Annotated in this window: 24 protein-coding genes and 1 tRNA gene; 22 read left to right on the top strand and 3 right to left on the bottom strand. The window is 49.0% G+C overall.

Features of this window, described 5'->3' with window-relative positions; all coding sequences use genetic code 11:
- The first annotated feature begins 5 nt into the window (after positions 1–5).
- The 17 genes from HDCHBGLK_RS16330 to HDCHBGLK_RS16250 all read left to right on the top strand — a co-directional run bounded on the left by HDCHBGLK_RS16330 (position 6) and on the right by HDCHBGLK_RS16250 (position 13,508).
- A complete protein-coding gene (locus HDCHBGLK_RS16330) occupies positions 6–2,696 on the top strand; it encodes a sensor histidine kinase (RefSeq protein WP_004606681.1) in 2,691 nt (896 codons plus the stop codon).
- On the top strand, positions 2,693–3,403 hold the full coding sequence (locus HDCHBGLK_RS16325) for a response regulator (RefSeq protein WP_004606682.1): 711 nt from the start codon (positions 2,693–2,695) through the stop codon (positions 3,401–3,403). Before HDCHBGLK_RS16330 ends, HDCHBGLK_RS16325 begins: the two co-directional genes overlap by 4 nt.
- A 19-nt stretch (positions 3,404–3,422) precedes the next feature.
- Positions 3,423–4,316 (top strand): S8 family peptidase, encoded by an 894-nt coding sequence (locus HDCHBGLK_RS16320; protein WP_004606683.1) that lies wholly within the window; start codon positions 3,423–3,425, stop codon positions 4,314–4,316.
- Positions 4,317–4,536: 220 nt separating this feature from the next.
- A complete protein-coding gene (gene ylxM / locus HDCHBGLK_RS16315; RefSeq protein ID WP_009249302.1) occupies positions 4,537–4,881 on the top strand; it encodes a YlxM family DNA-binding protein in 345 nt (114 codons plus the stop codon).
- Position 4,882: 1 nt separating this feature from the next.
- The gene (gene ffh / locus HDCHBGLK_RS16310; protein WP_004606685.1) at positions 4,883–6,232 is read left to right on the top strand and encodes a signal recognition particle protein; all 1,350 of its coding nucleotides are present in this window, start codon (positions 4,883–4,885) and stop codon (positions 6,230–6,232) included.
- Between the two features lie 65 nt (positions 6,233–6,297).
- A complete protein-coding gene (gene rpsP / locus HDCHBGLK_RS16305) occupies positions 6,298–6,543 on the top strand; it encodes a 30S ribosomal protein S16 (RefSeq protein ID WP_004606686.1) in 246 nt (81 codons plus the stop codon).
- Between the two features lie 24 nt (positions 6,544–6,567).
- Positions 6,568–6,798: a KH domain-containing protein gene (locus HDCHBGLK_RS16300; RefSeq protein WP_009249300.1), complete on the top strand. Its 231-nt coding sequence runs from the start codon at positions 6,568–6,570 to the stop codon at positions 6,796–6,798.
- Between the two features lie 68 nt (positions 6,799–6,866).
- Positions 6,867–7,373 (top strand): ribosome maturation factor RimM, encoded by a 507-nt coding sequence (rimM, locus tag HDCHBGLK_RS16295; RefSeq protein ID WP_004606688.1) that lies wholly within the window; start codon positions 6,867–6,869, stop codon positions 7,371–7,373.
- A gap of 47 nt (positions 7,374–7,420) precedes the next feature.
- The gene (trmD, locus tag HDCHBGLK_RS16290; protein WP_004606689.1) at positions 7,421–8,155 is read left to right on the top strand and encodes a tRNA (guanosine(37)-N1)-methyltransferase TrmD; all 735 of its coding nucleotides are present in this window, start codon (positions 7,421–7,423) and stop codon (positions 8,153–8,155) included.
- Positions 8,156–8,250: 95 nt separating this feature from the next.
- Positions 8,251–8,598, top strand: a complete 348-nt coding sequence (gene rplS, locus HDCHBGLK_RS16285; RefSeq protein ID WP_004606690.1) for a 50S ribosomal protein L19 — start codon at positions 8,251–8,253, stop codon at positions 8,596–8,598.
- Positions 8,599–8,662: 64 nt separating this feature from the next.
- Positions 8,663–9,256: a signal peptidase I gene (gene lepB, locus HDCHBGLK_RS16280; RefSeq protein ID WP_004606691.1), complete on the top strand. Its 594-nt coding sequence runs from the start codon at positions 8,663–8,665 to the stop codon at positions 9,254–9,256.
- A gap of 11 nt (positions 9,257–9,267) precedes the next feature.
- Complete coding sequence (ylqF, locus tag HDCHBGLK_RS16275) at positions 9,268–10,116, top strand: ribosome biogenesis GTPase YlqF (protein ID WP_004606692.1); 849 nt, start codon at positions 9,268–9,270, stop codon at positions 10,114–10,116.
- 38 nt (positions 10,117–10,154) lie between these two features.
- Complete coding sequence (lepB, locus tag HDCHBGLK_RS16270; RefSeq protein ID WP_009249299.1) at positions 10,155–10,724, top strand: signal peptidase I; 570 nt, start codon at positions 10,155–10,157, stop codon at positions 10,722–10,724.
- Complete coding sequence (locus HDCHBGLK_RS16265; RefSeq protein WP_004606694.1) at positions 10,717–11,376, top strand: ribonuclease HII; 660 nt, start codon at positions 10,717–10,719, stop codon at positions 11,374–11,376. Before lepB (HDCHBGLK_RS16270) ends, HDCHBGLK_RS16265 begins: the two co-directional genes overlap by 8 nt.
- An 18-nt stretch (positions 11,377–11,394) precedes the next feature.
- Positions 11,395–11,751, top strand: a complete 357-nt coding sequence (locus HDCHBGLK_RS16260; RefSeq protein WP_004606695.1) for a YraN family protein — start codon at positions 11,395–11,397, stop codon at positions 11,749–11,751.
- Positions 11,752–11,775: 24 nt separating this feature from the next.
- Complete coding sequence (gene pgeF, locus HDCHBGLK_RS16255; protein ID WP_004606696.1) at positions 11,776–12,609, top strand: peptidoglycan editing factor PgeF; 834 nt, start codon at positions 11,776–11,778, stop codon at positions 12,607–12,609.
- Between the two features lie 17 nt (positions 12,610–12,626).
- On the top strand, positions 12,627–13,508 hold the full coding sequence (locus HDCHBGLK_RS16250) for a mechanosensitive ion channel family protein (protein WP_004606697.1): 882 nt from the start codon (positions 12,627–12,629) through the stop codon (positions 13,506–13,508).
- A 139-nt stretch (positions 13,509–13,647) separates the two neighbouring features.
- On the opposite strand, the gene HDCHBGLK_RS16240 is transcribed toward HDCHBGLK_RS16250, so the two are convergent.
- Positions 13,648–13,720 (bottom strand) — tRNA-Thr (locus HDCHBGLK_RS16240).
- 263 nt (positions 13,721–13,983) lie between these two features.
- On the opposite strand from HDCHBGLK_RS16240, the gene HDCHBGLK_RS16235 reads away from it, so the two are divergent.
- The gene (locus tag HDCHBGLK_RS16235; RefSeq protein WP_004606698.1) at positions 13,984–16,650 is read left to right on the top strand and encodes a translation factor GTPase family protein; all 2,667 of its coding nucleotides are present in this window, start codon (positions 13,984–13,986) and stop codon (positions 16,648–16,650) included.
- Positions 16,651–16,737: 87 nt separating this feature from the next.
- Here HDCHBGLK_RS16235 and HDCHBGLK_RS16230 read toward each other — a convergent pair whose 3' ends face one another.
- The gene (locus HDCHBGLK_RS16230) at positions 16,738–17,535 is read right to left on the bottom strand and encodes an ABC transporter permease (RefSeq protein WP_004606699.1); all 798 of its coding nucleotides are present in this window, start codon (positions 17,533–17,535) and stop codon (positions 16,738–16,740) included.
- Positions 17,528–18,295: an ABC transporter ATP-binding protein gene (locus HDCHBGLK_RS16225; protein ID WP_004606700.1), complete on the bottom strand. Its 768-nt coding sequence runs from the start codon at positions 18,293–18,295 to the stop codon at positions 17,528–17,530. The genes HDCHBGLK_RS16230 and HDCHBGLK_RS16225 overlap by 8 nt, the downstream gene beginning before the upstream one ends.
- Before the next feature lie 136 nt (positions 18,296–18,431).
- Between HDCHBGLK_RS16225 and HDCHBGLK_RS16220 the strand changes: the two genes are divergently transcribed.
- The 4 genes from HDCHBGLK_RS16220 to ppk1 all read left to right on the top strand — a co-directional run bounded on the left by HDCHBGLK_RS16220 (position 18,432) and on the right by ppk1 (position 23,937).
- Positions 18,432–19,040 carry an epoxyqueuosine reductase QueH gene (locus HDCHBGLK_RS16220; RefSeq protein WP_004606701.1) on the top strand — a complete coding sequence of 203 codons (609 nt, stop codon included), beginning with the start codon at positions 18,432–18,434 and terminating at the stop codon, positions 19,038–19,040.
- A 78-nt stretch (positions 19,041–19,118) separates the two neighbouring features.
- Complete coding sequence (argH, locus tag HDCHBGLK_RS16215; protein ID WP_004606702.1) at positions 19,119–20,498, top strand: argininosuccinate lyase; 1,380 nt, start codon at positions 19,119–19,121, stop codon at positions 20,496–20,498.
- 18 nt (positions 20,499–20,516) lie between these two features.
- Entirely contained in the window at positions 20,517–21,602 is a 1,086-nt protein-coding gene (asd, locus tag HDCHBGLK_RS16210; RefSeq protein ID WP_004606703.1) for an aspartate-semialdehyde dehydrogenase, read from the top strand.
- Between the two features lie 220 nt (positions 21,603–21,822).
- Positions 21,823–23,937 (top strand): polyphosphate kinase 1, encoded by a 2,115-nt coding sequence (ppk1, locus tag HDCHBGLK_RS16205; protein WP_004606704.1) that lies wholly within the window; start codon positions 21,823–21,825, stop codon positions 23,935–23,937.
- Positions 23,938–23,941 lie beyond the last annotated feature (4 nt).

The following is a 23,941-nucleotide window of genomic DNA, read 5'->3' as shown; positions in this document are numbered from 1 at the left end:
AAAAGATGAGCTTATATGAAGATAAGAGAAATCCCGATCTGTTCCTGAAGCAGATCATGGAAAGCGAGAAGGAGCAGAAACGGAAAGGGAGACTAAAAATATTTTTCGGATACGCAGCAGGCATAGGGAAGACCTATGCCATGCTGTCGTCTGCGCATAAGGCGAAAGAATCGGGGATTGATGTGGTGGCGGGATATATCGAGCCGCATACCCGGCCGGAGACCATGGCTCTCACAGAAGGGCTTGAGATGCTTCCGCCCAGGAAGATTTCCTATAATAATATAGAACTGAAAGAATTCGATTTGGAGGCGGCGCTAATAAGAAAGCCGGAGATTCTGCTGGTGGATGAACTTGCCCATACGAATGCAGCCGGCTCAAGGCATGAGAAGCGCTACCAGGATATCAAGGAACTCTTAAGAGCAGGCATAAATGTGTATACAACCGTCAATGTACAGCATCTGGAGAGCCTGAACGATTCCATCGCGGGTATAACCGGCGTTATGGTAAGAGAGCGGATTCCCGATTCCGTGTTCGATGAGGCTGACCAGGTGGAGTTGGTGGATATCGAGCCGGAAGAACTGCTGGAGCGCATGAAGCAGGGAAAGATCTATGGGGAGAAGCAGGCCAGCCGGGCCATGTACCATTTTTTCACGAAAGAGAATCTGGTGTCTTTAAGGGAGATTGCCCTGCGTAGAATGGCGGACCGGGTGAATCTGGCCCAGGAAGCCATATCCAACGGGGGCGCAGAGACGGTGGAGCATATATTGATCTGCCTGTCGCCGTCTCCCTCCAACCAGAAGGTGATCCGTCAGGCGGCAAGGATGGCCGGGGCATTCCACGGAAAGTTTACCGCCTTGTATGTGGAGACGCCAGATGCTTCCGGCATGACCAAGGAAGATATCCGGCAGTTAAATGAGAATACCAGGCTTGCTGAACAGCTGGGCGCCAAGGTGGTAACTTCCTATGGAAGCGATATCGTGGAAGAGATCGGAGCATATGCCAAGGTATCCCGGGTCTCCAAGCTGGTGCTTGGAAGGACGTATACCAAGCGTAGAATGCTATTTATCCGGGACAGTTTCTCGGAGCAATTGAGCAGGCAGGCACCCTCCCTGGAGATCTTCCTGATTCCGGACGCCTATGATAAAAAGTACCTGAAAGGGAAGAAGAAACGCAAGCAGGCTAAGGGCAGAAAGAATACCGGAAAAGATCTGATGATCTGCATAGCAAGCCTTGCAGGTTCCACGATCGCAGCGTTTGCCCTGAACCGTATATTTGGATTCAGCGCGGCGAATATCGTCATGGTGTATATGCTGAGCGTGCTGACCTGCGCAATATTTGCCAGCCGGCAGATCTGGGGAGCTATTGCCAGCGTGATGAGTATCCTGGTATTCAATTTTTTCTTTACAGAGCCGTTTCGGACGCTTCAAGTCAATGATCCGGGGTATCTGATCACCTTCGGAGTCATGTTTATTACAGCGGTTATCAGTTCTACGCTGACCCGCAAGGTCAAGGATTACGCAAGATCGAATGCCCGCAAGGCGTATCGGACAGAGATCCTGCTGGAAACCAGCAGGAAGCTGCAGGACGCATCCACACTGGAGGACATTGCCGCGAAGACGGCGGAACAGCTGGGGATGCTTCTGGAGCGGAATATTTACTTTTATCTGGGAAAACCGGAGAAAGATAATGCACCGATTGTCTATAAGGTTCATGAGGATGCACCAGAGATTCTGGATGATACGGAACTTGCAGTAGCCCAGTGGAGCTACCGCAATAACAAGCATGCCGGATATACCACGCAGACCCTCCCCGGAGCCAGATGTCTGTGCATGGCGGTGCGCAGCACGGACAAGGTCTTCGCGGTGGTAGGAATCGATATGGAGCGGCGGGAGATTCCGGCTTTTGAAGAGGGGATCATGGGGGCGATTCTGAATGAGTGCGCATTTGCCCTTGAGAAGGAGGAATGGATGCTCTCCAGCAAGGAGTCCGCGGTAAGACTGCAGAAAGAGCAGTTAAGAGCCAATCTTCTAAGGTCCATTTCCCATGATTTGCGGACGCCTCTCACCAGCATTTCCGGAAATGCGGAGACCTTGCTGGGAAATGGAGAGCAGATTAAAACAGAGCAGAAGAACGCGATCTATAAGGATATCTACGATGACTCCATGTGGCTGATCAATCTGGTTGAGAATCTACTGTCGGTGACCAGGATCGAGAATGGCTCCATGGAACTGAACCTACAGGGTGAGATCATGGAAGATGTGATCATGGAGGCTCTAAGGCATGTGAACCGCAGGGGAAAAGAGCAGGAGATTGAAGTGGACTGCGATGAATTCCTGATGGTCAGGGTAGACGTGAGGCTGATGATGCAGGTGATCATCAATCTGGTGGACAATGCCATCAAGTACACGCCGCCGCTTTCCATAATCAGCATTAAGGCGAAGCGGTTCGGGGATCGGGCGGTCATCTCCGTCTCAGATAACGGACCTGGAATTCCTGATGACCAGAAGGAAGAACTGTTCCGCATGTTCTATACCGTCAATCATTCCGTGGCGGACGGCAGGAGGGGCATGGGGCTTGGCCTTACACTCTGCCAGGCCATTGTAGGTGCCCATGGAAGTAAGATCAAGGTATATGACAATGTGCCCCAGGGAACCATATTCCGGTTTGAACTGAAAGTGGAGGATGTAAAGTTATGATGACGAATGGAAAACCGTATATTCTGGTGGTGGAGGATGACGCTCCTGTAAGGAACCTGATTACGACGACGCTGGAATCGCAGAATTATAAGTATATGGCTGCTGCCAATGGGAATCAGGCAGTCATGTCCGCGGCATCTGGAAGCCCGGACATTATTCTGATGGATCTGGGACTTCCGGATATGGACGGCGTGGACGTGATCAAGAAGATACGCACCTGGTCCGTGGCTCCGATTATCGTGATCAGCGCCCGTAGCGATGATCATGACAAGGTGGATGCCTTAGACGCAGGGGCGGACGATTATCTGACGAAGCCCTTCAGCGTAGAGGAACTGCTGGCAAGGCTGCGCTCAACGCTTCGGCGCGTCCAATATCTGATGCAGAAGGACGAGGGAAATGCAAGCATTTTCCATAATGGCGAACTGACGATTGATTATGGTGCGGGAACGGTATCTATCGGAGATCATGAGATTCATCTTATGCCTTTGGAATATAGCCTTTTATGCCTTCTGGCAAAAAATGTGGGGAAGGTGCTTACTTATCAGTTCATCCTGGATAAAGTATGGGTCAATGCCATTGAGAGCGATAGGTCTTCCTTAAGAGTCTATATGGCTTCTCTTCGAAAGAAGATAGAGAAAGACAAGAACCACCCCCAATATATTCAGACGCATATTGGTGTCGGATACCGGATGATTCGAATATCCTGATAAAAAAGGATATTTTAACATGAATCATGTGAAACAGGCAGTGCATTATTGGTGCAGTGATACGATAGAAGCAATGAATAATGGCAGAGACGTATGCGTGGCCGTACTGGACACAGGGCTTGCCATGCACCCCGACTTTACCGGAAGGGTCATAGGGTTTAAGGATTGCGTGAACGGACGGCATGGCTTATATGACGACAGCGGCCATGGGACCCATGTGACAGGAATCCTGGCGGGGGACGGGCGCGCCTATCGAGGCCTCTATGGGGGGATGGCACCCAAGGCCAGGCTGGTTATCGTCAAGGTTCTGGATGAAGGCGGGGAGGGGAGCATTCGGCAGATCCTGGAGGGAATCCGGTGGATCTTTAAGAACCGGCTTAAATATGGCATCCATGTGGTGAATCTATCGGTGGGAGCAAAGACAGGCCTGGAGGAGCCTAAGGAGAATGAACTGCTGCATGCAGTGGAGCAATTGTGGGATGCGGGTATTGCGGTAGTGGTGTCTGCCGGTAACTACGGGCCGGGAGAAGGGACGGTGGCAGTACCCGGAAACAGCCGGAAAGTAATTACCGTGGGGGCAATGGGTAATTCCAAGGTAAAGAATAACTGCTCCGGACTTGGTCCCACGCAGCAGTGCATCGTAAAGCCTGACCTGGTGGCGCCGGGCTATCAGATTATGTCCTGCAATGCAGGTTATCCGAAGGATCGAAGGCCCTATGTTATGAAAAGCGGGACGTCTATGGCAACGCCAATAGTGGCAGGGGCGATTGCTTTATACCTGTCCAAATATCCAGATGCGGGAAATGTAGAGATTAAACTGCTGCTGAGGGAGCGGTGCGATAAGGCTGGAAAGAAGATGCCCTTCTATGGATGGGGAATTCTGAATGTAGAGAGACTGCTGAAAGAAAAATGAGGCGAACGGGATCCAGACAGATGACGAAGACGATAACGGCCTGGTGACTTCCGAGGACGAGGATGTGCCGCTTGCCAATATCGACGGCTCAAAAGGAGGAAGTCTTGGGGCGGCGGCATGCAGCCGGAGACGGAAGCAATTAATAAAAAGGTTTACGGGGTGTCAAGAAAAAATACTTGACACCTTTATTTTTTTGTTATATGATAACACAGGTGAGAAAATGAATGAGATATTAGAACAGGCATTGCTATACGATTTTTATGGAGAACTTCTGACCAAGCATCAGAAGGAGATCTATGAACAGTTCGTATTGGAAGACCTATCCTTGGGAGAGATTGCAAAAGAGGCAGGCATCAGCCGCCAGGGCGTGCATGACCTGATCAAGAGATGCAATCAGACGCTTAAGGACTACGAAGATAAACTGCAGCTGGTAGCAAAATTCGTGGCTGTCAAGGATAAGGTGAAGCAGATTGACGATTTGCTGGATGGATATCAAGAAAGCGATATCCATGACATTATAGAGAAGATCCGCAGGATATCCGGCGAGATCATAGAGGAGTTGTAAAATGGCATTTGACAGTTTGACAGAAAAACTTCAGAACATTTTCAAGAACTTAAGAAGTAAAGGCCGACTGACCGAAGATGATGTAAAGGAAGCCCTCAAAGAGATCAAGAGGGCGCTGCTTGCGGCGGACGTCAACTTCAAGGTTGTTAAGGATTTTATTAAGAACGTTCAGGAGCGGGCCATAGGCCAGGACGTGATGAACGGACTGAATCCGGGCCAGATGGTGATTAAAATTGTCAACGAGGAACTGGTGAAGCTGATGGGCTCCGAGACTACGGAGATCGCGCTTCAGCCGGGAAGCGCCATCACGGTCATCATGATGGCGGGCCTTCAGGGAGCTGGAAAGACGACAACCACTGCCAAACTGGCAGGGAAATATAAGGTAAAGGGTAAGAACCCTCTTCTGGTGGCCTGTGACGTATACCGACCGGCGGCGATCAAGCAGTTACAGGTTAATGGCGAGAAGCAGGGCGTGGAAGTGTTCGCCATGGGCGAGAGCCATAAGCCGTCCAACATTGCCAAAGCGGCGATCGAGCATGCACAGAAAAACGGCAACCGGATCGTGATTCTGGATACAGCCGGACGCCTTCATATTGATGAAGATATGATGGCGGAGCTGGCAGAGATCAAGGAAGCGGTGAACGTTCATCAGACAATCCTGGTGATCGATGCCATGACAGGACAGGACGCGGTGAACGTGGCCAAAGAGTTTAATGAAAAGATTGGCGTAGACGGAGTCATCGTCACCAAGCTTGACGGCGATACAAGGGGCGGCGCGGCGCTGTCTGTAAAGGCAGTTACCGGAAAGCCGATCCTATATGTAGGTATGGGAGAGAAACTCTCTGATCTGGAACAGTTCTATCCGGATCGGATGGCATCCCGTATTCTGGGAATGGGAGACGTGCTCACTTTGATCGAGAAGGCGGAGGCCGAGATCGATGAAGAAAAAGCAAAGCAGATGTCCCAGAAACTGAAAAAAGCCCAGTTCGATTTTGAAGACTATTTGGAAAGCGTAAAGCAGATGAAGAACATGGGAGGCCTTGGCAGCATCATGAGCATGATGCCAGCGCTGGGCGCAGGCATGGGCAAGATGAAGGATCTGGACGAAGACCAGACGGCCCAGGCAGAGAAGAATATGGCAAGGATGGAGGCCATGATCTATTCCATGACGCCGGAGGAAAGAAGGAATCCGGATCTTCTGAATCCTTCCAGAAAGCACAGGATTGCAAGAGGAGCAGGGGTAGACATCAGCGAAGTCAACCGGATGGTCAAGCAATTCGGCGAGATGAAGAAGATGATGAAGATGGTGGGAAAAAGCGGCAGAAAAGGAAAGTTCCGCCTGCCGTTCTAAAGTTGGTATACCGCGCAGGCGCGCGTTATATAGATAATGAAAAAATATTATGGAGGTGAAATACTATGGCAGTAAAAATCAGATTAAGAAGAATGGGACAGAAGAAGGCTCCTTTCTATAGAATCATCGTTGCTGATTCCAGATCACCAAGAGATGGCAAGTTCATCGATGAGATCGGTACTTACGATCCGAACTGTGATCCTAGCGCAATCAAGGTTGACGAGGAAGCAGCTAAGAAGTGGTTAAGCAATGGTGCACAGCCTACAGAAGCAGTAAGCAAGATTCTTAAAGCAGCTGGCATTGAGAAATAAGACATGCCTTTGGAGGTGCACGATATGAAAGAATTAGTTGAGGTTATCGCGAAAGCGTTAGTCGACGATCCTGACAGCGTTGTTGTTAATGAGCGTGAGGATAAGAAGACGATGATCCTGGAAGTACATGTTGCCGATTCCGATATGGGCAAGGTGATTGGGAAGCAGGGACGTATCGCCAAAGCAATCCGCTCTGTGGTAAAGGCAGCGGCTGCGAAGGAAGATAAGAAAGTTATCGTAGATATCATGGATTAATACGAATATGAGAGGGACAGACTTGGGGACAGGCCTGTCCTTATTCGTCCCGGAAAGAGGAGATTCATATGGAAGAGTTATTACAGGTAGGCGTCATTACGTCTACGCATGGAATCCGCGGAGAGGTCAAAGTATTTCCGACCACGGATGATGCGAAGAGGTTCAGGGAACTGAAGGATGTGATGCTGGATACAGGGAAAGAGACATTGTCTTTGGAAATTGAAGGGGTGAAATTTTTTAAACAGTTTGTCATCCTGAAGTTTAAAGGCATTGATAATATAAACGACGTAGAAAGATATAAGAGATGCCCGCTTTTTGTAAATCGCGAAGACGCGGTGGAACTGGAAGAGGACGAATATTTCATTGCAGATATGATCGGCATGAAGGTCATTACGGATGAAGGAGAGGAATTTGGGACGCTTAAGGATGTAATGGAGACAGGCGCCAATGACGTCTATGTGATCAGGCGGGCTGATGGCGGGGAAGTGCTGATTCCGGCGATCAAGGAGTGTATCCTGGATGTGGACATCCCCGGCAGGCTGATGAAAATTCATGTGATGGCAGGCCTTGTGTAAGCCTGCCGCCAAAGGCATAGACGTAGTGATTTAAGGAGATAAGAAACATGCATTTTTATATTATGACGTTATTTCCTGACATGGTAATGAATGGCCTGAACACCAGCATTACCGGCAGGGCGATAGAAAAGGGACTGCTAAGCATTGATGCGGTTAATATAAGGGATTATGCGTATAATAAGCACAACAGCGTGGACGACTATCCCTATGGAGGCGGAGCAGGGATGCTGATGCAGGCGGAGCCGGTCTATCAGACCTATGAGGCAATCTGCCAGAAAAGCGGGAAGCGTCCGAGAGTCGTGTATCTGTCCCCCCAGGGCAGGACGTTCTGCCAGACGATGGCCGAGGAGTATGCCAGGGAAGAAGAGCTGGTGCTATTGTGCGGACATTATGAAGGCATCGATGAGAGGGTACTGGAAGAGATCGTGACGGATTACGTATCTATAGGCGATTATGTGCTGACCGGAGGCGAACTGCCGGCAATGATAATGGTAGATGCCATCTCAAGGCTGGTTCCCGGAGTACTGCACAATGACGTGTCTGCGGAATTCGAAAGTTTCCAGGATAATCTGCTGGAGTATCCCCAGTACTCAAGGCCGGAGATATGGCATGAGAAGCAGGTGCCTCAGGTACTTCTCTCCGGGCATCATGCCAACATCGAAGCATGGAGAAGGGAACAGTCCATCATACGCACGGCAAAGAACCGGCCGGATCTGTTAAAGAAGGCTAATCTGACAGAGAAAGAACTGGAAATCGCCAAGAAAAGTCTTGCAATAGATTAATAAATATGATAAACTATAGCATGTTGTGAAGAGAGAGATGGTCCTCTAGTACGCATGTATTAAGAACATCCAAGTAAATAAGGAGGTCACACAGAATGAACGATATTATTAAGAATATTGAAGCCGAGCAGTTAAAAGAGCAGGCTCCGGAATTCCATGTTGGAGATACGGTAAAGGTATACGGCAAAATCAAAGAAGGCGCTCGCGAGAGAATCCAGGTATTTGAGGGAACCGTACTGAAGAGACAGGGCGGCGGATCAAGAGAGACATTTACCGTAAGAAAGAATTCTAACGGAATCGGTGTTGAGAAGACTTGGCCGGTACACTCACCAAACGTTGAGAGAGTTGAAGTAGTTAGAAGAGGTAAGGTAAGAAGAGCGAAACTGAACTACTTAAGAGACCGTGTGGGCAAGAGAGCCAAAGTAAAAGAATTAGTAAAATAAGAGACGATGAGAAAAGGACAAGTACATATTGTATATTGTCCTTTTTCTGTTTTAAGGGGAAAATATGAGACGAAGAAGAAAGGGCCTGGGATTTTCAAGGCCAAGAAGAAAAAGAATCCGCATCAACCTTGAATATCTTCCGGCTGTCGGAATCTGGATATTCAAGATTGCCATTGTATGCCTTCTGGCTTTCGTGGCTGTGTGGTATTTCGGCCAGAGAGTCAGCACCGTAGGGGATTCTATGAACCCAGTGCTTCATAATGGCGATGTCGTCCTTGTGAACCGTATCGTATACAATGCCACGACTCCCAAAAGAGGCGATATTATCGTATTCAAGCCCAAGGGGAATGAAAATGCCCACTATTACATTAAAAGAATCGTAGGGCTTCCCGGAGAGACGGTTGAGATTATCGAGAACCGGATATATATTGACGGGGAAAAGCTGGAAGAGGATTACAAGACGACGGATATAGATGATGTGGGAATTGCCAACGAGAAGATACATCTGGCAGGAGACGAGTATTTTGTGCTGGGGGATGACCGCCAAAACAGCGAGGACAGCAGGAATGCGGATGTGGGCAATGTAAAGCGGGAGTATATATATGGGAAAGCATGGCTTACCATATCCCCGAAGAAAAGTTTTGGATTGATCAGATAAGGAGATAATGTATGCATTTTCAATGGTATCCGGGTCATATGACAAAAGCAAAGCGTATGATGCAGGAGAATATAAAATTAATTGATCTGGTGATCGAGCTGGTGGACGCCAGGATTCCGGTGAGCAGCAGGAATCCGGATATTGATGAACTGGGGAAGAACAAGTCGAGGATGATTCTTCTGAATAAGGCCGATCTGGCGGAGGACAAGTGGAACGATGCCTGGGCGGAATACTTCAGGGAGAAGGGCTTCTTCGTTGTCAAGTTGAACTCCAAAAAAGGCGGCGGATTGAAGTCCATCCAGGGTGTTATCCAGGAGGCCTGCAAAGAGAAGATGGAACGGGACCGGAAGAGGGGAATCCTCAACCGTCCGGTACGGGCCATGGTGGTGGGTATTCCCAATGTGGGAAAATCCACCTTTATCAATGCGCTGGCGGGGAAAGCCTGCGCAAAGACCGGCAATAAGCCGGGAGTAACCAAGGGAAAGCAGTGGATTCGCCTGAATAAGCAGGTAGAACTTCTGGATACGCCGGGAATCCTCTGGCCGAAGTTTGAAGACCAGAAAGTTGGATTAAGGCTGGCCTTTATCGGCTCTATCAAAGACGAAATCCTGAATACGGAAGAACTGGCAGCCGAGCTGATCAAGTTCCTGAATGCGAATTATCCGGGCGTACTGGAAGAAAAATACAGCGTGGAACCATCAGACGACGCCTATGTCATGCTTGCCGGCATCGCAAGAAGCAGAAACTGTCTCTTGAAGGGCAGCGAGCTGGACACGGAAAAGGCGGCGCTTCTTTTGCTGGATGATTTCCGGAATGGAAAACTGGGAAGGCTTACACTGGAATATCCACAGGAAGTGTGATAGAATCTAGTGAGGAGTCAGAAAGGGGATTGCAGCAGATGGCAAGACGTACAAGAGAAGAGACGAAAGAAAGAAGCATTTTCCGGGAACTGGGAGGATGGCTTCTATATATACTGATTATCATTGGCCTTACTTACCTGATTATCACCTTTGTAGGGCAGAGAACGAGAGTCAGCGGCTCATCCATGGAGACGACGTTGAGCAATGGAGACAACTTGATCGTAGATAAGCTGACCTATCATTTCAAGGAGCCGAAGCGGTATGATATTATTGTATTTCCCTATAAGTATGAGGAAAATACATACTATATCAAGCGCATCATCGGACTTCCGGGAGAGACGGTCCAGGTAATCGACGGATATACGTATATCAACGGCGAACAGCTTGTCGGCGATATCTATGGCACGGAAGTGATGGAGGCGGCGGGAATTGCTGCCGAGCCAATCACCCTGGGGGAGGATGAGTATTTTGTCCTGGGGGACAATCGGAACCACAGTTCTGACAGCAGGGACCCAAGCGTTGGAATCCTGAAGAGGAAGGATCTGATGGGAAGAGCCTGGATCCGCATCTATCCATTTGACAAAATGGGAGTGATCAAGCATGAATAAACGGGAAGAGGAAAGGCTTAGAAAGCAGCAGGAGAGGCTGGAAAAGGAACTGGCGCGCACCGAGGCTATGAGCGTATACGAGAAGGAATACGGGGCGTGCCGGTATATATGCGGAATTGATGAAGTAGGAAGGGGGCCGCTTGCAGGGCCGGTTGTGGCAGGCGCGGTGATCCTGCCTAAAGATGGTTCCATCCTGTATCTGAATGATTCCAAAAAACTCTCGGAAAAGAAGCGGGAGGCGCTGTATGAGGAGATTATGGAGAGGGCGGTTGCCACAGGCATCGGAATTGTAGGCTCGGCAAGGATCGATGAGATCAACATCCTTCAGGCAACATATGAGGCAATGCGGATGGCAATCTCTAATCTTAAGGTAGAGCCGGATCTTTTGCTGAACGATGCCGTTACCATCCCGCAGGTTTCCATACGGCAGGTGCCCATCATAAAAGGAGACGCTAAGAGCGTATCCATAGCGGCGGCCAGCATTATCGCAAAGGTGACTAGGGACAGGCTGATGGTGGAGTATGACCAGGTACTTCCGGGCTATGGCTTTGCCAGCAATAAAGGATATGGGACCAAGGCGCATATCGCGGGGCTTAGGGAATTAGGGCCCTCCCCGATCCACAGGGCTACATTTATTAAGAACTTTGTATAGCAAGAAGAAGGCGGCAGCATGGGATTCAATACACGAAAGATCGGCACGGAATATGAAAGAAAGGCCGGCGCTTTTCTGGAAGCCGGAGGATATGTAATACAGGAGTATAACTTCCGGTGCAGGATGGGCGAGATTGACATTATAGCAAGAGACGGAAAATGCCTCGTATTCTGCGAGGTAAAATACCGCGGCGGCCCGGGAAGCGGACATCCGGCCGAGGCCGTGGACGAAAAGAAGCAGAGGATTATCTCAAAATGCGCCCTGTACTACCTTGCCGCTAAGGGGCTTCAGGGAATCGAATGCCGCTTTGACGTGGTCAGCATAGAAGGAGACGAGATTACTTTATACAAGAATGCTTTTGACTATATTGGCTAGCATGACAAGGAAGAGGATAAAATCATGAGATTAGGCTTAACCTATAAGAATGAAGAACATATATTTGATGAGAATGTGGTGAATGGGGTTCCATACCTTTCCTACCCGCTGCTTGAGGGAACCGGCGCAGTAAAGCATGGGTTTTCGACAAAACTGGGAGGAGTCAGCACAGGCAGTTGCGCTACCATGAACATCAGCACCACCAGGGGCGACGACCCTGAAGCGGTAGCTGAGAACAGGCGCAGAATTGGGGCGGCTATCGGCGTGCAGCCGGAGGATATGACCTACACGCATCAGACCCACACCACCAATGTGGCAGTGGTCCAAGCTGAAGACAGAGGGCGAAGATTTATGGAAACGGACGGACTGGTGACTAATGTGCCGGGGATCTGCCTGGTAACCTTCTACGCGGACTGCGTTCCGCTTTTTCTGGTCGATCCGGTAAAAAAGGCCATCGGCCTGAGCCATTCCGGATGGAGAGGGACGGTGGGCAAGATAGGAAAGGTTACCGTGCAGGCTATGATGAGGGAATATGGCTCAAGGACGGAAGACATCGTTGCGGCCATCGGTCCATCCATCTGTCAGGACTGCTATGAAGTCAGCGAGGATGTAATTGACAGATTCCGAGACAGTTTTAATGAAGCAGTCTGGCCCCGGCTGTTCTATAGAAAAGAAAATGGAAAGTACCAGTTGGACCTGTGGCGGGCCAACGAAGAGGTATTCCTGGAAGCAGGAATCCGCAAAGAGAATCTTGCAGTTACCAATCTGTGCACCCATTGTAATCAAGAGGTTCTGTTCTCGCATCGGGCTACAGGAGAGAAAAGGGGCAATCTGAGCGCATTTCTTGCCTTAAAGTAGAGACAAGGAGGATAAATATGACAACAGAGACGACCAACGAAGTTGCTGAAGTGACCCAGCAGACGGTGAAAGAAGTCAGCCGTTTTGCCCAATATATACAAGACAATATCCCAACGCTGATCGGCTTTGGAATCCGGGTTCTTCTGGCCCTGGTATTCTTCTTCATCGGCCGGATTCTGATCAAATGGATACGCAAGATCGTAAGGCGCTCCATCGAGAGATCCAGCGCGGATAAGGGCGTAGAGCAGTTTGTGGATTCCGTGTTAAAATTCGCATTATACTTTCTGCTCATATTCAGCATTGCGTCCAAGTTCGGCGTAGATACCACATCTGTGGCAGCGCTGATCGCATCCGGCGGCGTGGCTATCGGTCTTGCCCTCCAGGGAAGCCTGTCTAACTTTGCCGGCGGCGTGCTGATACTGCTTTTGAAGCCATTTGAAGTCGGAGATTACATCATTGAGGATTCCAATGGAAAAGAAGGAACCGTCAAGGAAATTCAGATATTCTATACAAAACTCAGCACCATCGACAATAAGACGATCGTGATACCCAACGGAATGCTGACCAACAACAGCCTTACCAATGCCACTGCAAAGGATGAAAGGCGGCTGGACCTTAAACTATCCATTTCCTACAGCGCAGACCTTAAAAAGGCGAAGATGCTGATTGAAAATATTATACGCCAGGACGAGAGCATCCTGAAAGATGATGAGATCGTGGTGTTCGTAGATGATCTGGCAGACAGCGCCGTCGTAATTGGCGCCAGGGCATGGGTGAAGAATGAGGAGTTCTGGCCCACCAAATGGCGGCTTTTGGAGACCATCAAGCTGACGCTTGACGAGCATGGCGTGGAGATACCATATCCGCAACTGACGGTCCATATGCCAAAAGGGAATTGAGATGCATCCGTTCAGGAATGGAAATGAAAGAACTGGAAGGCTTATAAGCAAAAAAAGCGAGTTGATAAATGAAGAACTATTCATTTATCAACTCATTTAATAATCTGATTTTTAAGACTAGCGCTATTTTTGATTAAAAAGCTGGAAATCGGACTTGAACCGACGACCCCTTCATTACGAGTGAAGTGCTCTACCGACTGAGCTATTCCAGCATGTGCCGTTTCATAACAGCCACAAATAATATTATAACGAATTTTACAATATTTGCAAGAACTTTTTTTAAAAGTTTAAAAGTTAGTTTTTTGAGTGAAATGTCTGATAAAATTGTAAGAATATTGACTTGGGCATAAAAAAAAGACTATAATAAATTAGTTATTATGACTTATGATAATGGCATAAGGAAGATCACGTTTACTATTATGATTCGTCAATGAAAGAAATACGATATAAACTAGCAAGCAGGGAAGACAGATAGATGAAGAAAAAAATTGTTTTAGGTATTTTGGCCCATGTGGATGCAGGGAAGACCACGCTGTCGGAAGGAATGCTGTACCTTAGCGGCAGCCTGCGGAAACTTGGCAGGGTAGACCATGGAAATGCTTTTTTAGATACGTTTGAACTGGAAAGGGAGAGAGGGATTACCATCTTCTCCAAGCAGGTGGTATTTCAGGCGGGCGATATAGAGATAACGCTTCTGGACACCCCAGGGCATGTGGATTTTTCGGCGGAGATGGAACGCACGCTCCCGGTGCTGGACTATGCCCTCTTATTGATCAGCGGCTCGGACGGCATCCAGGGGCATACAGAGACGCTGTGGCGGCTCCTGGATAGGTATAAGATTCCAACCTTCCTATTTATCAATAAGATGGATCAGGAAGGGACAGACCGGGATAGCCTTATGAAACAGATTAACGCCAGGTTTGGCGGAGAGTGTATAGACTTTGGGCAGGAAGGGGCGCAGCAGGATTTTTACGAGCAGGTGGCGCTGTGCGATGAGAAGACGTTGGAACATTACCTGGCGGACGGACATCTTGAGACGAAGGCCATTGCCAGGCTGATCGAAGAGCGGAAAGTATTCCCCTGCTATTTTGGCTCTGCCCTGAAATTATCCAGGGTGGAAGAATTATTAGAAGGGCTTGCGACATTTACAACAGCAAAGAAATATCCGGACGAATTCGGGGCTAAGGTGTATAAGATTGCAAGGGACAGCCAGGGAAGCAGGCTGACGTATCTGAAGATCACGGGAGGAAGACTAAAGGTAAAGGATGTGATCGGGGAAAGCAAAGTCGATCAGATCCGCATCTATTCCGGGAATAAGCATGAACTGGCGCAGGAGGCAGAGGCGGGCATGGTGTGCGCGGTTACCGGGCTTGATACCACCTATCCCGGACAGGGACTGGGAATTGAGAAGGCATCGGATATGCCGGTGCTGGAGCCAGTATTGACGTATCGGATCGTATTGCCGGAAGATGCCGATGTACAGGCCAGCCTCAGGAATTTTAAGTTGCTGGAAGAAGAGGAGCCCCAGCTTCATATCGTCTGGAATGAAAGGCTGGGTGAGATTCATGCGAAACTGATGGGAGAAGTCCAGATAGACGTATTAAAAAGGCTGATCTGGGACCGCTTTGGGATGGCCGTGCAATTTGATACGGGCAGCATCGTCTACAAGGAAACCATAGGCTACCCGGTGGAAGGCGTAGGGCACTTCGAGCCGCTGCGCCATTATGCGGAAGTCCACCTTCTGTTGGAGCCGCTGGAAGAAGGAAGCGGACTTGTGTTTGCTTCCGAGGTCAGTGTTGACCAGCTGGACGGAAACTGGCAGAGGCTGATCTTAACCCATCTGGAGGAAAAGGAGCATCTGGGCGTGCTTACCGGATCGGCGATCACGGATATGAAGATAACGCTCATTGCAGGCAAGGCCCATCAGAAGCATACGGAAGGCGGGGATTTCAGGCAGGCGGTATACCGGGCTGTGCGCCAGGGGCTTAAGAAGGCGCAGAGCATCCTGCTGGAGCCCTACTATACGTTCCGCCTGGAAGTGCCTACGGAGAATGTGGGCCGGGCAATGGCGGATATCCAGAGAATGAACGGGCGTTTTGAGCCGCCTGTTAAGGAAGGAGATATGTCAGTGCTGTCCGGCAGCGCCCCCGTCGCTGCAATGCGGGACTATCAGACGGAAGTCATATCTTACACCAGGGGCAGAGGGAGGCTCTTTTGCATGCTGAAAGGATATTCCCCATGTGCCAATGCAAAAGAGGTGATCGAAGCGATCGGCTATGATTCGGAGAGCGACCTTGATAATCCTACAGGCTCTGTATTCTGTGCTCATGGGGCAGGATATGTGGCAAGGTGGGATCAGGTGGAAGAACTGATGCATGTGGACAGTGGCTGGAAGCCGCAGGGAGAAAAGCAAAGGCAAGAAGCTGCAGTGAGCGCGCCGCACACAGCCGGACAAGAATCCAGGGATTTCATAGGGGATGAGAAAGAACTAAAGGAGATATTCGAGCGCACGTATGGTCCCATCAGACGTAAGAGCGCGCCGCAGCGAAGGAAGATTGCAGCAAGCCCGGAAGGCTATCATTCCGGACAGAGTACAGGCAGAAAGAAAAAAGCAGAAGATGAGGAAGCATATCTGCTGGTAGACGGGTACAATATTATCTTTGCCTGGGAGGAACTAAAGCAACTGGCAGAAGACAATATCATGAGCGCCAGGGACAGGCTGATGGATATCTTAAGCGATTACCAGGGATTCCGGAAGATGACGCTGATTCTCGTATTTGATGCCTATAAGGTGGAGGGAAATCCTGGTACCATATTCAAGTACCATAATATCTATGTAGTGTACACGAAGGAAGCAGAGACGGCGGACCAGTATATTGAGAAGACGGCGCACAAGATCGGACGCAGGCACCATGTTACCGTTGCCACGTCAGATGCGCTGGAACAGGTGATCATATTGGGACAGGGCGGACACCGGATATCGGCACAAGGCCTGCAAAACGAGATCTTACTGGCAAAACAAGAACTGCGGGAAGAACATCTGGAAAAGACTTCAAAAGGAAAGCGTTATCTTTTTGATGGGGCATCGGATGAGATGACAGAATATGTGGACAGAATGCGTAACGAAGATACGCTGGAATGAGGAAGCGATTTAATATGTATGGCAGTTGCGGGAAACCGCAGCTGCTTTTTTGCCGCCTTGCCATAGAACGCCCTCTTTGCAACAAAGTCATACCCGCTTGTGATAGATTCTTTCCAGAAGGTTTATCAGCGAATACAACCCCATTGCCATAATGCAGAGCAGAACGATGGACATCAGCAGCCAATCCATTTTAAAGACCTGGCTTGAGTAAATGATCAGATAACCAAGCCCATCTCTTGCCGCCAGGAATTCTCCGATGATCACGCCTACCAGGCATAGACCGATGTTGACTTTCATATTACTGATAATGGTAGGAATCGTGCTGGGGAGAACGACCTTGGTCAGGGCATGGAACCTGCTTCCTCCTAAGGTATAGATTAACTTTATCTTTCCTGGGTCTACGATGGTAAAACTGGTATAAAGGCTTAGGATGCTGCCGAAGATCGCCACAGACATTCCGGCCACGATAATGGTAGTCTTGGTAGCCCCCAGCCAGACGATTAAGAGTGGCGCCAGCGCCGATTTGGGCAGGCTGTTCAGGACTACCAGATAGGGATCTAGGATCTCGGAGAGCTTGCTGCTGAACCAGAGCGTAACTGCCACCAGAATGCTGATGGCAATTACGAGCAGGAAGCTGACGATGGTCTCATACAATGTGACTCCAATATGGAGGAAGATGCTTTTATCCAGCACCATGCCCCAGAAGCACAGCGCAATCTTAGAAGGGCTGCTGAAGATAAAAGAATCTATGATCCCCACATTAGCAGTGAATTCCCAGATAAAAAGGAAACTTAAAAGAATCAGTATCCTGGAAACACAGACAATTCTTTTATGCTTCTTATGCTGGAGAAGGTATTTTTTCTGTCCTGCAGATAGGTCACTCATTGGTGTTCAGCTCCTTCCAGATGAGATTGAAATAGGTCTTGAATTCCGGAGCGTTCCTGCGGTTCAGGGGCGTATCGGAATCCAGATCGAATATGAGCGGGATCGTCTGCCTGATGGTAGCCGGCCGGCCCGATAAGACGATGACTCTGTCAGCCAGAGAGATTGCCTCCGACAAGTCATGAGTCACCAGCAAGGCAGACTTCTTCTCCTGGCGGAGGATCTGTCCGATGTCATCGCCTACATTCAGCCGGGTTTGATAATCCAGGGCAGAGAAAGGCTCATCCAGAAGCAGAAGGTCAGGCTCCAGAACCAGCGTCCGGATGAGAGCGGCCCTTTGGCGCATGCCGCCGGACAGTTCGGACGGGCGGGCATTCTCGAACTGGCTCAAGCCATAGACATTCAGAAGTTCATGGGCACGCTGCCGGGTTCTGGCCGTGAGCATGTGTTGTACTTCAAGCCCCAGTACTACGTTGTTGTAGATCGTGCGCCATTCAAAGAGTTCGTCATGCTGAAGCATATATCCTACATTCGTGGTACTCTCTCTTAAGTACTTGCCATTAATTTTTATCAGGCCTTTTTCCGGAGTGATCAACCCTGCGATCAGAGAAAGAAGTGTAGATTTGCCACAGCCGGAAGGTCCTACTATGGATACAAACTCCCCTTTGTTCAATGCAAAGGAGATGTCGATAAGAGCAGGCGTTTCTCCTTCCAGGTTATGGTAGGCGTAATGGATATGTTTTAATTCTAATACTTGTTCCATAGGAACCTCCTGTAATGACTATATACTATTTTATGTGGATATGGGGAATTAGTGACGGATTGCACTTGTCAGAATAGTAAGAAGAAGTTATAATTCATAAGTACAACACCAAGAACTATCAAGGGGATGGGGCAGGATGAATTATCAGAAGGAACTGGACAGGCTGATCGAACGCCTGAAAAAGGAAGAGAAAGTGCCAAGCCTATTGCTGCACAGCTGCTGCGCGCCTTGCAGCAGTTATGTGCTGGAATATCTGAGCGACTATTTTAATATCACGGTTTTCTATTATAATCCCAATATATTTCCAGAGAGCGAATATACCAAGAGGATACTGGAGCAGCAGATGCTGATCGGCGAGATGAAGGTGAAGCGTCCGGTATTATTTATTGCCGGGCACTATGATAAGGAACGGTTTTATGAGATGGCAAGGGGAATGGAACATCTGAAAGAAGGCGGCGAGCGCTGTCTGAAGTGCTACGAGCTAAGACTTCGGGAAGCGGCAAAGATTGCAAAAGAAGGCGGATTTGAATATTATACGACTACGCTGAGCATCAGCCCGCTTAAGAATGCAGACCGTTTAAACGAGATCGGAACCAGGCTTGCGAATGAATACGGTGTGAAATACCTGCAGTCAGACTTCAAAAAAAGGAACGGATATAAGCGTTCCATCGAGTTGTCGAAGGAATTCGGACTCTACAGGCAGGACTACTGCGGATGCGAGTTTTCCATAAGAAATGTAAAATAATGCAATAATTGTTTGAATTTATGCAGAAATATGATAAAATCGTAGACAACGATTCAATACGAAAGGAAGAAAATCCATATGGCACAGTTGTGGGGAGGTCGTTTCACAAAAGAAACAGACCAGTTAGTATACAATTTTAATGCATCAATATCATTTGACAAGAGATTTTATGCACAGGATATCCGGGGCAGCATCGCGCATGTGATGATGCTTGCGAGACAAGGGATCCTTACGGATATCGAGAAGGAAAAGATCATCGAGGGACTGGAAGGCATCCTGGATGACGTGGAGCAGGGCAAACTCGTCATATCAGACAAATATGAGGACATCCACAGTTTTGTGGAGGCTACCTTGATCGACCGGATTGGCGAGCCTGGCAAGAAGCTGCATACCGGAAGGAGCAGGAACGACCAGGTGGCTCTTGATATGAAGCTTTATATAAGAGATGAAGTACATATGCTGGATAATCTGGTGGAAGAGATACTGCTCGCAATCCTGACCATTATGGAAGAGAATGTTGATACCTACATGCCGGGATTTACCCATCTGCAGAAGGCTCAGCCGATTACGCTGGCCCATCATATGGGGGCATACTTCGAGATGTTCAAAAGAGACCATGAAAGGCTGACAGACCTGTACCGGAGGATGAATACGTGTCCGCTGGGCTCAGGCGCGCTGGCAGGGACTACATATCCGCTGGACCGGGAATATACGGCAAGGCTTCTGGGATTTGAAGGCCCTACGCTAAACAGCATGGACGGAGTGTCCGACAGGGACTATCTTCTGGAACTGCTGTCGTCCCTTTCCATCATTATGATGCACTTAAGCAGATTCTCGGAGGAAGTGATCATCTGGAATTCCAATGAATACCAGTTTGTAGAGATTGATGATGCTTACAGCACGGGAAGCAGCATCATGCCCCAGAAGAAGAACCCGGATATCGCGGAACTGGTCCGCGGCAAGACCGGCCGGGTATACGGGGCCTTGAATGCGCTTCTTACGACTATGAAAGGAATTCCGCTGGCATATAATAAGGATATGCAGGAAGATAAGGAATGGGCGTTCGACGCAATAGACACTGCGAAGGGGTGCCTGACATTATTTGCGGGGATGCTAAGGAGCATGCAGTTTAATAAAGCGCGCATGAAGGACAGTGCAAGACATGGGTTCACCAATGCGACGGATGCCGCTGATTACCTGGTGAATCACGGGATGCCTTTCAGGGATGCCCACGGCATTGTAGGACAGTTGGTACTGACATGCATTGACAAAAAGATCGCGCTGGATGAACTCCCTCTGGAAGAGTACCAGAAGATCTGTCCGGCCTTTGAAAAAGATATATACGATGCGATCAGCCTGGAGACCTGCGTGAACAAGAGAATCACGACCGGGGCGCCGGGAAGGATGGCAATGGAAGAGACACTGGCCATGTATAAAAAGTACATGGAGGAATATTAAGATAAGGAGACATTGACGATGGAAAAGAAATTAAAAGTAGGTATCTTAGGAGCAACAGGTATGGTTGGACAGCGTTTTATCTCATTGCTAGAAAACCATCCATGGTTTGAAGTCGTTACGGTGGCTGCAAGCCCGAGATCAGCAGGAAAGACTTATGAAGAGGCCGTAGGCGGACGCTGGAAGATGGATACTCCGATGCCGGAAGGCGTTAAAAGCCTGATTGTCCTGAATGTAAATGAAGTGGAAAAGGTGGCGGAAACGGTTGACTTTGTATTTAGCGCCGTTGACATGACCAAGGAAGAGATCAAGGCAATTGAGGAAGCCTATGCCAGGACAGAGACCCCTGTCGTATCTAACAACAGTGCTCACCGCTGGACGCCAGACGTTCCGATGGTAGTGCCGGAGATTAACGTGGAGCATTTTGATGTGATCGAGTCTCAGAAGAAGCGTCTGGGAACAGAGCGCGGCTTCATCGCAGTCAAGCCAAACTGCTCCATCCAGAGTTATACCCCATGTCTTGCTGCATGGAAGGAATTTGGCCCCAAGGAGGTGGTTGCCACTACCTATCAAGCAATCTCGGGAGCCGGAAAGACATTTAAGGACTGGCCGGAGATGGTAGAGAATATCATCCCATTTATTGGCGGAGAAGAAGAAAAAAGCGAGCAGGAGCCGCTTCGCGTACTTGGCAAAGTAGAGGATGGCCAGATCGTAAAAGCACAGCTTCCAAAGATTACCTGCCAGTGTATCCGGGTTCCTGTATTGAACGGACATACGGCTGCCGTGTTCATTAACTTCGAGAAGAAGCCGACCAAAGAGCAGCTGATTGAGAAATTGACGAGTTATAAGGGATTTCCGCAAGAGGCCGATCTTCCAAGCGCACCCAAGCAGTTCGTGCGCTATATGGAGGAAGATAACCGTCCGCAGGTTACGCTGGATGTAGACTATGAGAACGGCATGGGAGTGTCTATCGGACGTCTCAGGGAAGACACGATCTATGACTACAAGTTTATCGGCCTTTCCCATAATACAGTCCGCGGCGCGGCAGGCGGCGCAGTGCTCTGCGCAGAGGCTTTGACGGCAAAGGGATATATCAAGAGCAAATAAAGATAGAGAAAGAAGGAATCCGAGGCCTTTTGCGCAGGCATCCGGGTTCCTTTTTCCCTTTTCAACAATGCCGGTTAGTGTTAAAATAAAACAAAGATTATGCGCAGACTAAATTTTTGAAGGATTTACCAAAGTTTAACTTATATCTAATAAAGGAGAGCCTGTTGTCTGGTATGATAGAGGCATACGAATGAGATGATAGGAAAAGAGGGTGTAAATTATGAAGGAAGATATCTTAAACTATACGCAGAACAGGGAACTGTCATGGCTTAAGTTCAACCAGAGGGTTCTGGAGGAGGCGCAGGATCCGACAGTTCCGCTTCTGGAGCGGATGAAATTTGTCGCGATATTCACCAGTAATCTGGATGAATTCTTTATGATCCGCGTCGGAAGCCTATTCGACATGGCGCAGACGGATGCGAACACAGTGGACAGCCGTTCCGGCATGACTCCAAGGGAGCAGCTGGATAAGATATTCGAAGCAGTAGCCCCTCTCTACAAAGAGCGGGACAAGACTTATGCAGACATTAAGAAGCAGCTGCATCCATATGGCGTATGCGGACTGGATTTTAAAGAACTGGAGCAGTCCGAGAAGAAATACGTGAAAAAATACTTTAAGGAGCAGATTCTTCCCATTCTATCTCCGCAGATCGTGGATGCGAACCATCCGTTTCCCCACCTGCTTAATAAGGCGCTGTATGTGACCGCCAGCCTCAGATATAAGGACAAGATCAAGGAAAAGACGATGCTTGGCATTGTCCCGGTACCCGAATTTGTCTCCGATATCCTCTATCTTCCGGGCCATGATATCCGTTATATCCGTATGGAAAAAGTACTGATGGAATACGTAGATATCGTGTTCGGACAGTATGAAGTGTCGGATGTCAATTACATCTGCGTAACCAGGAATGCGGATATCGCGCCGGACGATGAAGCGCTGGAAGTCAGCGACGACTTCCGCTATCTTATGAAGGAGACGCTGCATAAGCGCCGCAGGATGGCGGTGGTGCGTCTGGAGGTGGCAGAAAAGTTCAGCCCGGATATGGAAAAGTATTTCTGCGACAAGTTCAACATCAAGCCGAACCAGGTGTTCAGGACCAAGATGCCGATGAAGCTGGATTATGTGTTTGCGATCAGCGGGAATCTGCCGGATTCCATGAAGCGCTCCCTGATCTATTCCCCATTTTCACCACAGAATTCCGCCCATGTGCAGGAAGGCAGCGTCATGAAGCAGGTGAAAAAGAACGATATCCTGCTGTTCTATCCGTATGAGAGCATGAATCCCTTCCTGCGCCTGATCAAGGAGGCGTCCACAGATCCGAATGTGCTGACCATCAAGATTACCATATACCGGCTGGCTAAGAAGGCCAGGCTGGTAGAATATCTATGTGCCGCGGCAGAGAATGGAAAAGAGGTGACGGTGCTGATCGAGCTTCGGGCAAGATTCGACGAGCAGAATAACATCGACTGGTCTGAGCGGATGGAGGAGGCAGGATGCAGGGTCATCTATGGATTTGAGGGATATAAGGTGCATTCAAAGATCTGTCTGATCACATACCGCAACCGGAATGAGATCCAGTATATCACCCAAATAGGTACCGGCAATTATAATGAGAAGACGGCGGCTCTTTATACGGACCTGTGCCTGATGACGGGCAGCAAGACGATCGGAAAGGATGCGGCGGAATTCTTCAAGAATATGTCCATAGGCAACCTGAATGGAATCTATGATCACCTGATCGTGTCGCCCACAAGCCTGAAGCAGAAGGTGCTCTATCTTATGGACGAGGAGATCCGCAAGGGAACGTCCGGCCGTATCGTGATGAAGATGAATTCGCTGACGGATGTGGATTTTATTGAGAAATTGGCAAGGGCATCCCAGGCGGGAGTAAAAGTAGACTTGATTGTAAGGGGAATCTGCTGTATACTTCCAGGAGTACCGGGATACACGGACAACTTAAGAGTCATGAGCGTGGTAGGACGCTTTCTGGAACATCCGCGTATCTTCAGTTTCGGTACTGGCGTAGAGCAGAAGATCTATATCGGTTCTGCGGACATGATGACGAGAAATACGGAGAAACGCGTCGAAGTGGCATGCCCGGTGCTTGATGAGATTATCAGGCGCCAGATCAACCACTATATGAGGGTCATGCTTAGTGACAATGTGAAGGCAAGAGTGCTTCAAAGCGACGGCACGTTTTGCAAGAAAGACGAGGAAAAGCCGCCAATCGATTCGCAGGCAGTGTTCATGGAAGAAGCAATCCACGCAAAGCGAAGCGCGCCTGTAAAGGAAAAGTCGATTGGAGCGTGGCTCAGAGCGTTCTTTAAGAGATAAAGGA

This window comes from [Clostridium] scindens ATCC 35704, assembly GCF_004295125.1.
Lineage (GTDB): Bacteria > Bacillota > Clostridia > Lachnospirales > Lachnospiraceae > Clostridium_AP > Clostridium_AP scindens.
Note: the sequence above shows the minus strand (reverse complement) of the source record. Positions and strands in the feature narration are given on the sequence as shown.